This is a genomic window from Lysinibacillus sp. NPDC056232, assembly GCF_042267565.1.
Classification (GTDB): Bacteria; Bacillota; Bacilli; order Bacillales_A; family Planococcaceae; genus Lysinibacillus.
The window spans coordinates 141,409-154,670 of sequence record NZ_JBHJTF010000001.1 but is presented as its reverse complement, the minus strand read 5'-3'; the positions used below and the strand labels follow the sequence as shown (position 1 = coordinate 154,670).

At 37.0% G+C, this 13,262-nt stretch carries 13 protein-coding genes; 1 reads left to right on the top strand and 12 read right to left on the bottom strand.

The window, feature by feature from the left end; all coding sequences use genetic code 11:
• Nucleotides 1-2: 2 nt before the first annotated feature.
• The 6 genes from ACFCYJ_RS00765 to ACFCYJ_RS00740 form a co-directional block, all read right to left on the bottom strand.
• Nucleotides 3-731: a lantibiotic immunity ABC transporter MutE/EpiE family permease subunit gene (locus ACFCYJ_RS00765; RefSeq protein ID WP_376069365.1), complete on the bottom strand. Its 729-nt coding sequence runs from the start codon at nucleotides 729-731 to the stop codon at nucleotides 3-5.
• A gap of 1 nt (nucleotide 732) precedes the next feature.
• Complete coding sequence (locus ACFCYJ_RS00760) at nucleotides 733-1,440, bottom strand: lantibiotic protection ABC transporter ATP-binding protein (RefSeq protein WP_376069363.1); 708 nt, start codon at nucleotides 1,438-1,440, stop codon at nucleotides 733-735.
• A 183-nt stretch (nucleotides 1,441-1,623) separates the two neighbouring features.
• Nucleotides 1,624-1,779 carry a hypothetical protein gene (locus tag ACFCYJ_RS00755; RefSeq protein ID WP_376069360.1) on the bottom strand — a complete coding sequence of 52 codons (156 nt, stop codon included), beginning with the start codon at nucleotides 1,777-1,779 and terminating at the stop codon, nucleotides 1,624-1,626.
• Nucleotides 1,780-2,010: 231 nt separating this feature from the next.
• Nucleotides 2,011-2,877: a 2-oxoacid:ferredoxin oxidoreductase subunit beta gene (locus ACFCYJ_RS00750; protein WP_376069357.1), complete on the bottom strand. Its 867-nt coding sequence runs from the start codon at nucleotides 2,875-2,877 to the stop codon at nucleotides 2,011-2,013.
• Nucleotides 2,877-4,616: a 2-oxoacid:acceptor oxidoreductase subunit alpha gene (locus tag ACFCYJ_RS00745; RefSeq protein WP_376069355.1), complete on the bottom strand. Its 1,740-nt coding sequence runs from the start codon at nucleotides 4,614-4,616 to the stop codon at nucleotides 2,877-2,879. The genes ACFCYJ_RS00750 and ACFCYJ_RS00745 overlap by 1 nt, the downstream gene beginning before the upstream one ends.
• Before the next feature lie 450 nt (nucleotides 4,617-5,066).
• Nucleotides 5,067-5,333 carry a stage V sporulation protein S gene (locus ACFCYJ_RS00740; RefSeq protein ID WP_010858535.1) on the bottom strand — a complete coding sequence of 89 codons (267 nt, stop codon included), beginning with the start codon at nucleotides 5,331-5,333 and terminating at the stop codon, nucleotides 5,067-5,069.
• 645 nt (nucleotides 5,334-5,978) lie between these two features.
• Between ACFCYJ_RS00740 and ACFCYJ_RS00735 the strand changes: the two genes are divergently transcribed.
• Nucleotides 5,979-6,233, top strand: a complete 255-nt coding sequence (locus ACFCYJ_RS00735; protein ID WP_376069352.1) for a hypothetical protein — start codon at nucleotides 5,979-5,981, stop codon at nucleotides 6,231-6,233.
• A 57-nt stretch (nucleotides 6,234-6,290) separates the two neighbouring features.
• Here the strand turns inward: ACFCYJ_RS00735 and ACFCYJ_RS00730 are convergent, their stop codons facing one another.
• The 6 genes from ACFCYJ_RS00730 to ACFCYJ_RS00705 all read right to left on the bottom strand — a co-directional run bounded on the left by ACFCYJ_RS00730 (nucleotide 6,291) and on the right by ACFCYJ_RS00705 (nucleotide 13,153).
• A complete protein-coding gene (locus ACFCYJ_RS00730; RefSeq protein WP_376069349.1) occupies nucleotides 6,291-7,088 on the bottom strand; it encodes a TIGR00282 family metallophosphoesterase in 798 nt (265 codons plus the stop codon).
• Nucleotides 7,089-7,264: 176 nt separating this feature from the next.
• Nucleotides 7,265-8,284, bottom strand: coding sequence for a glycosyltransferase family 2 protein (locus ACFCYJ_RS00725; protein ID WP_376069346.1), 1,020 nt, complete (start codon nucleotides 8,282-8,284; stop codon nucleotides 7,265-7,267).
• A gap of 18 nt (nucleotides 8,285-8,302) precedes the next feature.
• The gene (locus ACFCYJ_RS00720) at nucleotides 8,303-9,841 is read right to left on the bottom strand and encodes a lipopolysaccharide biosynthesis protein (RefSeq protein ID WP_376069343.1); all 1,539 of its coding nucleotides are present in this window, start codon (nucleotides 9,839-9,841) and stop codon (nucleotides 8,303-8,305) included.
• Nucleotides 9,842-10,069: 228 nt separating this feature from the next.
• Complete coding sequence (locus tag ACFCYJ_RS00715) at nucleotides 10,070-10,990, bottom strand: glycosyltransferase family protein (protein ID WP_376069340.1); 921 nt, start codon at nucleotides 10,988-10,990, stop codon at nucleotides 10,070-10,072.
• A 121-nt stretch (nucleotides 10,991-11,111) separates the two neighbouring features.
• Complete coding sequence (locus ACFCYJ_RS00710) at nucleotides 11,112-12,026, bottom strand: glycosyltransferase family 2 protein (RefSeq protein WP_376069337.1); 915 nt, start codon at nucleotides 12,024-12,026, stop codon at nucleotides 11,112-11,114.
• Nucleotides 12,027-12,061: 35 nt separating this feature from the next.
• A complete protein-coding gene (locus tag ACFCYJ_RS00705; RefSeq protein WP_376069335.1) occupies nucleotides 12,062-13,153 on the bottom strand; it encodes an EpsG family protein in 1,092 nt (363 codons plus the stop codon).
• Nucleotides 13,154-13,262 lie beyond the last annotated feature (109 nt).

Below are 13,262 nucleotides of genomic sequence, written 5' to 3'. Positions count from 1 at the left end.
TACTATTTCGCCTCTCTTTTCTGAAACCAACGTGCAGTAAAGTAGCTGATTAATGCAAACCAAGCTAAAGCAATTAATATACCAGGAACTATAACCGATATGCTTAATAACGGGCTGTCCTCAGGTACTGGTAGACCATTTGGTAAAATTTCTAGTGTTGGACAAATTAGTCTTGCTGTAATGGCATAAGGAACGCTATACCAAAACTCTCCATCCGCAAATGCAACCACACCAACCATATTGCCAACTAAATTTATTAAAATAGCCATGTAAGTTCCTAATTTTGCCGCAAGAAACAGGCAAAGTGGAATTTGCCATAATAACGTTAAGAAAATTAACAAGCTACCTGTAAGACTATTTGTTAAAGAATAGCTAGTGCCAAACAGTATTCCACCAGCAGTAATACCAGCAAAGAAAATAAGTGTAGTTAATAACAACCAGGCACTACATGCAAGTATTTTGCCAAACCAAACCTTCTTAAGATCGAGCGGCATTGCGAGAATACTATGGTATTTCAATTTAGCATCTTTTTCGATCACCAATGCACAACATATCGTCAGTGCACCCGGCAGGAGCATTGTATACCACCAATTATAAGCGCCACTTTGAAAAAAGCTTCCTCCCATTAATACTGCAGTTAGTAAGATCGCCACAATGGGTGCCAGCCAAACTAATTTAGGAATAAAAGTCTTTTTCCACTTCAATCTTTCAGCCTTCATAATTGATATCATGTTACATGCCTGCCTTTCTATTGGCAGACACAACCTGCATAAATAATGATTCTAATTCCTGACCTTTAGGGGCAACTCCCTGATAGCCTAATTTTCCTCCCGCAATGATTCCAATTTCATCTACGACCTGCTCTACCTCTGAAAGAATGTGGCTAGATAAAATAACTGTAATTCCTTGCTCTGGAAATGACCGAATCAGTTTTCGAAGCTCTTGAATGCCGATTGGATCGAGACCATTTGTCGGCTCATCAAGAATTAAAAGTTTAGGATAGTTTAATAGCGCAATAGCTATTCCTAGGCGTTGTTTCATCCCTAAGGAAAACTGTCCTGCTCGTTTTTTCCCTGTATTGGTCAAGTCAACAATTCTTAATACTTCGTCAATCCGCGATTCTGGTAATCCTAGTGCAATCGTTCGAACCTTTAGATTTTCCCTTGCCGTTAAATTTTCATAAAGCGGTGGTGTTTCAATTAATACACCAGTGTCTTTTAAATCATTACGATTCAATTCACGTCCATTAAAAAGTATCTTCCCTGCATTCGGACGCAGCATCCCTGTTATCATTTTTAACGCTGTTGATTTCCCTGCACCATTCGGACCGAGTAAACCGTAAACAGTATTGCGAGGTATCGTTAACGACAAGTCCTCTACAATTTTTTGCCTCTTAAAGCTTTTACTAAGATTTTCTGTTTGTAAAATAATATCTTCCATCTGATAATCATCTTCCTTTCGATGATTATAGTGTAAAAAATGATTATAAGGATTTTATAAGGATATCGAAGATTTTTGTGAGATTCACTATGAAAATCAATTTGGTCAAGGTTTGTGAATGTTGTAGTGCTTCACTTTTGCACAGACTAAGCCCTCTTACTGAAGTTTCGTTTTATGACTATATTAGAGTAATATGCTTTTTGGAATAGTTGATTGGAGTGGAGGATGGGCGACTCCTCGGGGATCAGCAATAGAGGAACGAAGGCTAAGAACATCACGTCCTGTGATAACGCCTTCGTGACCAACATCGGTGCTGTTGCTGACGCTTCGCTTTCGCACAAACGAAAACCTTTTGCTGACGCTGCGTTAGCACTACGCTTTCACGCAAAAAACATCTGTTGGCCCGAGACCCTGCAGCGAAGCGGCTCATCGGATGCCCCCCGGAAAGCGCCCAGCCGGAACGGAAATCAACCCTCGCTTTGCAGAAGAAGCACACTTTATAAAAAAAATGAAAAGCATTTGGAATGAGGACATCCCAAATGCTTTTTGTCATGCTATATGAAATTTGATTTACATAAATTCTTTTACTAAATCATTAAAATCATTTTCGCTCATTTTAATATCAATATCCGTTAATGGTAGCTCTGAATAGCCTGGTACTTTTTCTTGATATGAAGCTGTTTCAGTATCTTGATAAATAATACCTGTTACTAAACCTTCATGCTCCATCACTGTACGCATTGCCATACCGCGGTCAAAGTTATCATAACCTTCAATATCAGCAAGCTTCGTTAAGTTCTCTTTAAACCAATCGTACGTGTTCACTTTGTTATACGTAACACAAGGTGAGAATACGTTGATGAATGAGAAGCCTTTATGATTAATACCAGCTTCAATTAAAGCTGTTAATTCTTTAATGTCCGTAGAGAAACCTTGTGCGACAAATGTAGCTCCGCTTGTTAAAGCTACTTCTAATGGTTTTAATGAAGGCTCAATCGCACCACCTGGCGTAGATTTTGTAATAAATCCAGCAGCAGAACGTGGAGATGTTTGCCCCTTTGTTAAACCATAAATTTGGTTATCCATAACAACGTATGTGATGTCAATATTACGACGGATGGAATGAATTGTATGACCCATACCAATCGCAAAGCCATCCCCGTCACCGCCAGAAGCAATAACGTTTAAATCACGGTTAGCCATTTTTAAGCCTTGTGCAATCGGTAATGCACGACCATGAATACCGTGGAAACCGTAAGAATTAATGTATCCTGAAATACGACCAGAACAGCCAATCCCAGAGATAACAGCTAGTTCGTTTGGTTCAATTCCAACGTTAGCCGCGGCGCGCTGAATCGCTGCTTGTACAGAGAAGTCACCACAGCCTGGGCACCAGTTTGGTTTCACTGTATTACGAAAATCCTTAAATGTTGCCATTAGCGAGTCAACTCCTTCACACGATTTTCTAATTCACCTGGCAAGAATGGTGTACCATTATATTTTGTAATAGTCTCGATTTTATCGTGACCACCAATATTCATCTTCATAATATTTGCTAATTGACCTGTGTAGTTATTTTCTACAACGACTACTTTTTTCGCTTTTGCTACAAGTGGTGCCACCTCAGCAGATGGGAATGGATGAATTAAACGAATATGTGCATGATTCACCTTCAACCCTTGAGCATTTAAGCGTTCTTGTACTTCTTCAATAGCTCCACGTGTTGAGTTAAAGCCCACTAATAAAATATCGGCTTCTTCGTGTGGCGCATTTGAAAATACTGGATTATCAAATTTCAATGCCGCTAGCTTACGGAAACGTTTATCCATTTGTACTTGACGGTTACCAGTTGCTTCAGATGGTTTACCTGTTTCATCGTGCTCAACCCCTGTTACATGGTGAATACCATTCAACGTACCAGGTAACACACGCGGTGAAATACCGTCTTCCGTATCTTCATACCGTTTGAAGTATGCTTTATCAGCCGCTTCTTCAATGTCGCCTGTAACAATTTTACCGCGACGAATTTCAATTTTATTGTAATCGAATGGCTCTACAGATTGTTTACCTAAAGATAATTGCAAGTCAGTCATTAAAATAACTGGTAATTGTAATTCCTCTGCAATGTTAAACGCTTGGATTGTGTCAAAGAATGCTTCCTCCATTGTAGAAGGTGCAATGACTACTTTTGGAATTTCACCATGCGTACCATATAACATCGCCATTAAATCTGATTGCTCTTGTTTTGTTGGTAACCCTGTTGATGGACCACCACGTTGTGTATCCACAACAACTAGTGGCTGCTCTGTCATACCTGAAAGACCAAGTGCTTCCATCATTAATGAAAGACCAGGGCCAGCAGAAGCTGTAAAGGAACGAACACCACCAAAGTTTGCCCCAATTGCCATTGTCGCTGCAGCAATTTCGTCTTCTGTTTGAATAACCGTACCACCGAATTTCGGTAATTTTTTTATAAGGTATTCCATAATCTCAGAAGCTGGTGTAATTGGGTAGGCTGCCATAAAGCGTGTCCCAGCAGCAAGTGCACCAAGTGCTATTGCATCGTTCCCGATCATGAACATACGACGTTTACCGTCTGCTGGTGCTAAAGCCCATTCACCTACACGATCGCCTAAAAGCTCATTCATTAATTCATGACCGCGTGCAATGGCCTCCATATTTTTCTGAACAACTTCTTCACCTTTTCGGCCAAAAATATCATCTACAACATTTTGGAACACTTCATCCTCTAAATTTAACAATGAAGCTGTTGCACCGATCGCTACCATATTTTTCATCAACGAAGTGCCAAGCTCTGCAGCTACCTCTGTAAAAGGCACCGCAAATAATGGCGCTTTTGAATCTTCTGGTTTCACTGGACCAAATTTTGCATCCGCTAAAATAATGCCATTTTCTGTTAGTTCTTTATAATTGACGTCGATTGTTTCTTGGTCGAACGCTACTAAAATATCTAAATCATCCGCAATTGTACGTACTTCTGTTGGACGAACTGTAATTTTATTATTCGTATGGCCACCTTTAATTCGAGAAGAGAAATGGCGATAACCGTATAGGAAGTAACCTAAACGATTCATTGCCATTGAGAAAATTTCCCCTGTACTTTCAATCCCTTCACCCTGTTGCCCACCGACTTTCCATGAAAGCTGATGTAACATGTCAACAACTCCTTAGATCCAATGTGTATACTATTATTTTTCCTTCATAAGTTTAACACGAAGAAACGGTCTGCACTATTGTTATTACGCGATTTCAGCGAAATTCAGACCTTTGACTGAAAATAGCGTTCATAAAGTTGTAAATTTCAAACTCGCTAAATAATCAATTATGCCTCGGCATAATTGTAGCTGTCGCGCAGATAAACAATGCGTCCGGAATCGGCTTTGAGCTTAGGTCTGTACGAGGGGCGACACGATGTCGGTCATTTTGATAATGCCACAGGACGTGGCGTTTTTACCGAATCCATAAGGAGCCGCCCAGTTGGAACGGAAATAAACTAATATGGGATACGTATTAACAAATATGTAAAGCACGAACTACGCAACCTATTAAAACAAAAAAAATGCCTTGCAGCTTATTATGTGCAAGGCATTTTACTTTATTACTTTTTATCGAACACGTTTTTCCACAAGAAGCTTTAAGGCTGTACGTTCCTCACCAGCAATTAAAATATCGGCAAACGCCGGTGCGCAAATTAAATCTGTGCCACTTGGCGCTACAAATCCGCGTGCAATGGCCACTGCTTTCACGGCTTGGTTAAGTGCCCCTGCCCCAACTGCCTGCATTTCTGCTTGCCCTTTTTCTCTGATTACCGCGACTAATGCACCTGCAACTGAATTTGGATTAGAGCGTGATGATACTTTTAATGAATCCACAATTATTCCTCCCCGTTTCGCGAATAGTGTTTACGCTCAACAACTCATGTCCCCCTTGTTTGGACCTCAAGTTATTGTCGATAGGTCATTTTATGCTCGGCGAGAAGGAAATAGACTATTTTCATTTCTTATATATCAAAACAATCTAAAAAGATTGAAAATTCAACGTAGAAAATTTACTGGATCAATGAAATAAAGATATCATATTAAAAGTAGTGGAGCTCATGAAAACGTGAGGGTGATTTCCGTTCCAGGCTACTCGCTTTGCCGCTGACGCTTCGCTTTCGCGCAGAGCAGAGCTTCCTGTGGGCGAGCGTCGAGCCGCTTCCTCCGCTACGCTCCGTGCAGGGTCTCGCCTGTCTCGCTATCCCACGGGAGTCGAGTTGCCTTCCACTGCAATCAACAATAGTGTAGAACTTTTATAAAATTTAAGTATTTCAAAAGTGAACCTTAATGGTTACTCTCTTCAGAATAGAAACTTAAAACAGTTAAGGTGATTGTATATATGTATCATTGCTGCCGCTTCGCTTTCGCACAAATAACGCATCTTGTTGAAGCTTGATTTTATCCCTATAAATTAGATTAACATGCCAGAAAATACATGCTAAATGAAGAGGTTGATTGTAGCGGAGACTGGGCGACTCCTTGGGGATTAGCGTCACAGATGAGACCCTGGAGCGAGCACATAGGGGAACGAAGGCTAAGAGCATCACATCCTGTGATAACGCCTTCGTGACCAACATCGTGTTGGCCCAAGCGGCTCATCGGACGCCCCCAGGAAGCTTTGCTCTGTGCGAAAGCGAAGCGTCAGCAACAAAGCGCCCAGTCGGAGCGGAAATCAACCCCTCGTTTTGCCGAAGAGTCATATTTTATTATGATGCTTTAATTTCATTGAATTAACAAATTTTCAAAACAAAAAACTATTGTGCATTTTTTTATACACAATAGTTTCTCTTCTTATGCTTGGAACGGATAATCTTCGTTTATATAAATTCGCTCGCAATGTCGAGCCTTTCCTGTTTTATCATCAATGTCTACAAAGAAACCACTTAACACATCGCGTCCTTTTTTAGGCACTTCAAAACGAGATGGCATGTTTGTTTGGAATCTATAAATGACACTTTCCTTCGTCATCCCTAAAATTTCATCGTATGGACCTGTCATACCAACGTCCGTAATATAGGCTGTTCCATTTGGATAAATACGTGCATCGGCTGTTTGTACATGTGTATGTGTACCAACGACTGCCGAGGCCTTTCCATCTAAGTGCCACCCAAGGGCAATTTTTTCACTTGTCGCTTCTGCATGAAAATCCACGAATACAAGCGGTGACGTTTTATGTGCTTCTTCGATTAATTTCTCTGCCATCGCAAATGGATCCTCATGAGGAGGTAAAAACACTCGACCGTGTAAATTAATAACGGATAGTGTTACACCGTTTTTTGAAATTTGCACCATACCTTTACCTGGGGCATCACTTGAAAAGTTTGCAGGGCGTATTAAATAATCTGCATCATCTATAAAATCAAAAATATCTTTATTATCCCAAGTGTGATTGCCCATTGTAATAACATCTACACCCATTTGCAATAGGTCATTATAAATATTACGTGTAATTCCACGTCCTGCTGCTGCATTTTCACCGTTGGCAATAATAACGTCTGCGTTATATTTTTTCTTTAAGCGTGGTAAATATTTTTCCACTGCATCGCGACCAATGGAACCGACAATATCCCCTATAAATAGTACTTTCATTTTGCAAAACCACTCTTTCTTTAATTAGCACACTTTAGTTTACCACCTTCTCACAGGGATTCGCAATGAGCAGTAAAAGGTATTTGGCAACCACATCCAGCAATTAGAGTTTACAGCAGCACGTTTCACTATAGGCGGAAAGTACAATCAAGTACATATTTTGGTAATCATTAACTTTAAATCACTTTATTTCTTTTCAAGTTGAAATAAATAAGCACGGTGGAGCAATGCAAAGCTTTCACTCTTAATAAGAAAAGCAATAATTGCTTCTTTTTACTTTTTCCTAGAGGCTTTACCTTTATTACATTTGGATATTTTTGTAGAAAATCCTGTATCTCCATTTTAAGTACACTTGTTATGTGATGATAATTACTTGTAAGGCCATGTTTATTGTGCGTTACATTCATTAAACCTTCTAATTGGTAATTTAAAAAACTATTTTCTACTTGCTTAAATACATTCTCTTTTATTAGTATTTCTTGAAGTCGATTATAGAGTACTTCATATTTCTCCTGTAAATTTTGCACGCCTCCTCTAGTTAAAGAATGTTCATTTGCTATATTATAATAGTAAAGTTGCTGAGGAACATAACAAATATGGCCGTTTTGAACAACTGCTTTTGCAATGAACAACGTGTCCTCTGCAAAATTCATGTCTTCTTCAAATAGTAGCCCATTCTTCTGAATAAACGAGGTTTCATACAATTTACCGCAGGCATAACCAAAATGATTCTCATAAACCTCAGTAAATAACGCTTCAAAAAATGCCAAAGTGTCGTACAATTGATACTTCTGTGATGCATAGTTCAACTTAGATATCTCTTCCTGAGTTACAAAGGAAACATCACATTTTGAAATCGCACAGCCCGTGTCTAAACAAGCCTTGTAAAGCTTTTCTAGCATCGTAGGCTCAATCCAATCATCCGCATCAACAAAAGTTAGATAGTCTCCCGTTGCTTTATCAATCCCTAAATTTCTTGCGCAGCTTACCCCTCTGTTTGGCGTATTAAAAATAATAATTCGTTCATCTAACGCTCTATATTTATTTAAAATGGATAGGGTCTGATCCTGACTTCCATCATTTATCGCGATAATTTCGATTTCTCGGAGCTTCTGCTGACTGAGACTTTCCAAGCACTTTCCAATATATTTTTCTGCATTATATACTGGTAAAATGACACTAACTTTTACACCCACTCCTTTGCCCTCCTCAAACTATTCCTGCTCTATTCTCTTATTCAATATATTGCTATATAATTTTTTGACCATAAGTATACCTATTTTCCTTTGATTACCACTTAGACCAAACTGCACAATACTTATTCCTAAAAAAAGCCCATATAACAAAATAAAGCCTACTAATGAAACCCACGATATTTTTGGATTAAAAATATTTACGATTAATTTCATAGTAGCTGTTGCTAAAGAAACCCCAACTAATAACCTAATAATTCTTGCCCAAAATCCTTTAATATCTAGCTGCAATTTTTTATAATAGTAAACATTCATGATAATAACATTGCCAATTAATAAAGAGAAAGCTGTAATAATCGCAGCTCCCATTAACCCAAAAAACTGAATCGCTGGAATGGAAAGAACTAAATTAACGAGAGCAATACTAATTAAAAGTAATGTCCGAAACTTAAATAAATTTTTCGCCTTTAACACACTTAAACCTAAATTTTGAATAAGGTCGATTGTAAAAGGAAGCATGATAATTAGCACAATTTTATACACATCTAAAAACTCTTGCCCAACCCACATGGCAATAAATTCTCTTCCAAAAAGGAAAAAACCCCCAAGCACATAGCTAATAATCAAAAACTGAATTGAACCTACTTTTATAAACAATTGATTAATTTGGCTCACACTATCTTCTTCTGTGACCCAAATAGACATTCTAGGTAAAAAGAGGTTACTAATCGCTAAAGCAAGGGACATAAATATCATCACAATTTGCATAGCAATTGCATAAACCGCAACATCTGTCGTTCCTTTTATAATTCCTAATAGCATTTGATCCGTTTGCCAGTAAATCTTATCCACAATGACTGTGACAAAAATAAAAAAGGCAAAAACAAAAATTTCCTTCTTTAAAATCCCACTATTTCGTCTAAAGGTAAATGAAATATCAAGGATTTTCATACAAATAAAAGCTTCTATCATTAAAAACAAAACGTTGTAAAAAGCGACAATGCCGATCATTGCCACTGAATCTGCTCCATTTAATAAAAAGAACAACATCGTAAGCGGCTGCAGAATAGCTTGTGAAAGCGAGATGAATTTGATAAAGACAAATTTTTCATATGCTTGTAAAATCGATGTAAAAACACTTAATGGAAACTGCAGTGCCATGCTGATTGTCATGAAAATCAGCATCATTTTTGTCTTATTCAGTTGTTCAATTGTTAAACTACTGCCAAAAATCATATCCATTTGCGTATATAAAATGAACCCAATTCCAAGTGCTATGAAGCCAATGGCAATAAATAATTTCAAAAAGAATCCATTTAATGCAGCTTCCATTACTTTGTCACCAGTTGCACGATTTCTCGAAATATATCGAACAATCGCATTTCCAAAGCCCAGATCCAAAATTGAAAAATACCCAACAAGTACCATCATTAATGCGTAAAGCCCATATTCCTCTTGACCGAGCATTTGTATCATAATAGGCGTATACACAATAGAGACAAAAAAAGTCAGAAAAATTGATAGATATGAAAGAATAGCTCCGTTCCTTATTTCCTTCATATTTATCAACCTCCAACTTTTCTAATCATATGTCATTTACCTAATGAGTTGGCCTATATATTGAACTAAAGATTCGAGCGAGTAAGCAATACTGTGGACATTCGCGCCTAGCATGCCGCATGAACTAGAAGAATGAGACCGCACACATTTTGTGGGCTCATGCGGAACCTACGTCCAGTGCGAATGTGTACGTAACAGTATGGAGAATTCTTAAGTCAACTTATATATCTAAAAAGCTGTATGCCGCACCACACGATTCAAAAATCCTAAAAGATCGATTTTATGAAAAAGTTGATTCCATTCAAGATCCTGCACATCTGGCGTCTTAAATTGAAAACGGTCTAATTCGTTTGATGTAAAATTATCTAGATTCGCATTTAATTTATAAAAACAACCATCTCTTTGTTTTTCAAATTCACGTAGCCATAAATATTCACTCGTCACAATTTTCAAGCCAAGTGCACAGTATTCTAGTAATTTTGTAGAAGCCTGTACATTGAATGGATATATATCTGGCATATAGTTAAATCCAAATACTGCTTTGGATGCAATACTTGGAATTTCGGCATAAGGTATTACTCCAGTAAAAATGATATTTGCATTATTTTTATATTGTGCATATAAATCATTATCTGGCCTGCCGATTAATAGAATACTTTTATGCTTTAGTGTTGAAGTAAAGGGCTGTAGAGCAAATGACAACCCCCTATTCCTCCCCATAGCTCCTACATAAACAAAGTCAAATTCTTTTTTTGAATTTTGTGTAAAAAATTGTTTGGCTATGCCCATATCTCGTATTAATACTGGCATTTTATCTGCTGTGTTCATATCACGTTTCACTTTTTCATTTAAAAATACTTTACCATCTGGCGTCATATTGTACTTTCGTTTCAAATAATTTTTGATTAATGGGAAATTGCCAGTAGATAATGAATTATATTCGTGAATGACTTTGACATTTTTAAAATTTCGCCTTACATCAATTCCAGGGAATTTCCATAGTACATCGAAGTCATTATCATTTATATCTACTAGTTCCTCATTTGTGATGATTTCAGCTACTATTTTTTCTTGGTTATTACAGTAAGCCTCATAGGCATGTATTTCAGGTAAATAGGATTTTTCACTATGCACAAACCCAATTTTCAAAGTATACAACTCCTCTAAATTATTCACAGTACTTCTTTTTGCATTCAACAAAATATACTCTTTAAAAGAAGCTACTATTCCGCAAATGTTTGCATAAATGGAAAACCGAGTCCTTGCCTTACTAAATGAACTTACTGTAAAAATATAACTTTAAGCTCCTTAAACCATTATTTAGTTGGATTGGTTTAATCAAATTTTCGACCTCTTGGCGCACCTGATCATACTTTCTTTTACTGATTATTTTTTTATTCAACCATAAACCATAAATGAGTAATGCAGGTAATCGATACCCATCAATGGCAGACAAAACAGCCTGTTTACGTGAAAGGGGAAGATCTACCTTTTCTAAAAAGACCTTATATTCACTTAACCAATCAATATCTTTATATAATTTATCTATATTAACAGTACTCAACGATTGTTTTACCCCAACACGGTAAAACGTTAGGTAGTCTTTTACACATTGAACTGCTGTATTGAAGGTTAAAACTTGTGCATAAAAGAGCATATCCTCTCCCCAGTCTAGATTTTCATTAAATTGTATATGGTGCTGTAAAATAAAATCCCTTTTAAACATCCAGCTATTCGTATTAGGGGTGCATTTATTATAGAAATACGCTTCTAAAATATCGCCCTTTAGAAACTTCATTGGCCCCTTTTTGTGCTTACCATTGTCATAGACTAAATTTTGCCCACAATAACAAACCTCATTATCCCTAATACTTGCAATCATTTTTTGTAAAAAGTGTGGATGATACAAGTCATCAGCATCTAAAAAACATATATATTTTCCAGTTGCCTGCTCTATGCCCTTATTTCGACTTTTAGAAACACCTTGGTTTGATTGGTGTAGATAACGAATTCGAGAGTCCTGGCGCTGTAGTTGTAGCATGAATTCCTCACCATTATCAGTAGAGCCATCATTAATAAGTAAAATTTCAAAATACGGATACGTTTGCTGTAGCACACTTTGAACAGACTCTATCACATATTTCCCTTTGTTATAGACCGGAATAACTACGGAAACCGTATCCATTAATTCCATCCTTTCATTCCTAATTCAATAAAAATTTATTCACTGAAAATCCAGTTTGTATGGCCCTCTGAGAAGATATTTTTATAAATAAAATTCCCCTCTTCAGCACTATAAATAACTACTTTATACATAACGACGAATAATATTGCATAGAAAAAAAAGTGTGCTATAAATCGCAATCGTGGTTCCTGAATATTTTTTAATAGTACTGCACTACAAATAATATTAAAAATTTGAAAATACATACCCAATCGATTGTACATATATGTAGAAATAGCCAATATTTGAATGATCATTCCGATCATATAAAAATTTATGGCTACATTGTACTTTGAAGGTAAACCTTCTCTAAAAGAGAGGAGTACTACGGATGTCACGACCGATACTAATATGCCAGGACTAAATAAACTACTACTTGTAGCTGTTAAATCTTCATCCCCCATTAAGATGGATTCGTACTTTGCGTTATAAAAGCTTGCATTCAACAATATTTCGAACAATTGCCCTGCAATCCCAGTTGCTACAATTATATATGCTAAGCAAATGGCGCCAATGTAAACACTATTTTTGATTTTTAAATGAGGTAACCAATACAACGGTAGTACTATAAGGATGGAAATATGAAAACCCGCAGCAATTATTAGCCAAAATAGGTATTTCCAAAACTTACGTTCTACAATGAAATAGGAGGCAAATAAAAATACTGCAACTGCTGCACCTTGTCTCATCCCGTTCATAAAGTAAAACATATAGGAGCTGCAAAAAATAACAAAACCTAGCACTAGTTGTTCATTTTTCAAACCCCATTTTCGAATACCTGCTAACACAAAACTATGAGTCCAAACAGCCATAAAAAATGTTACATAGTAAAATTGCCCACCACTAGTTTTTACCCAATAATTTAGCATTGCATAAATCCACTCGATAGATGGCTCGTCATACCATAAGTGAAACCATGTCTCATATGTTGCGTAATCAGTACCAACTTGATAACGAAAACCAACCAGACAAATAGAAAAGACAAATAAAATAATGATGGTGAAACGAATGAAATGCTCATATTTTCCACGTAGAAGCTCACTAGTTATCACAGCATATATTAAGAGGAATATAAGAATATAATACAAAAATAATCACCATCCGCTGCAAATAAAATCTCTATCATATGAGCCCAATAAAAGAATGCCCTTAGCTCCTAAACCTATTAATCGATCGGGTTGAAGAATATCTCATTGA

Excerpts from the sequence above, each read along its gene's own strand:
- ACFCYJ_RS00765 (WP_376069365.1), bottom strand. The coding sequence starts at position 731 with ATGATATCAATTATGAAGGCTGAAAGATTGAAGTGGAAAAAGACTTTT.
- ACFCYJ_RS00760 (WP_376069363.1), bottom strand. The coding sequence starts at position 1,440 with ATGGAAGATATTATTTTACAAACAGAAAATCTTAGTAAAAGCTTTAAG.
- ACFCYJ_RS00750 (WP_376069357.1), bottom strand. The coding sequence starts at position 2,877 with ATGGCAACATTTAAGGATTTTCGTAATACAGTGAAACCAAACTGGTGC.
- ACFCYJ_RS00745 (WP_376069355.1), bottom strand. The coding sequence starts at position 4,616 with ATGTTACATCAGCTTTCATGGAAAGTCGGTGGGCAACAGGGTGAAGGG.
- ACFCYJ_RS00730 (WP_376069349.1), bottom strand. The coding sequence starts at position 7,088 with ATGAAAGTACTATTTATAGGGGATATTGTCGGTTCCATTGGTCGCGAT.
- ACFCYJ_RS00720 (WP_376069343.1), bottom strand. The coding sequence starts at position 9,841 with ATGAAGGAAATAAGGAACGGAGCTATTCTTTCATATCTATCAATTTTT.
- ACFCYJ_RS00710 (WP_376069337.1), bottom strand. The coding sequence starts at position 12,026 with ATGGATACGGTTTCCGTAGTTATTCCGGTCTATAACAAAGGGAAATAT.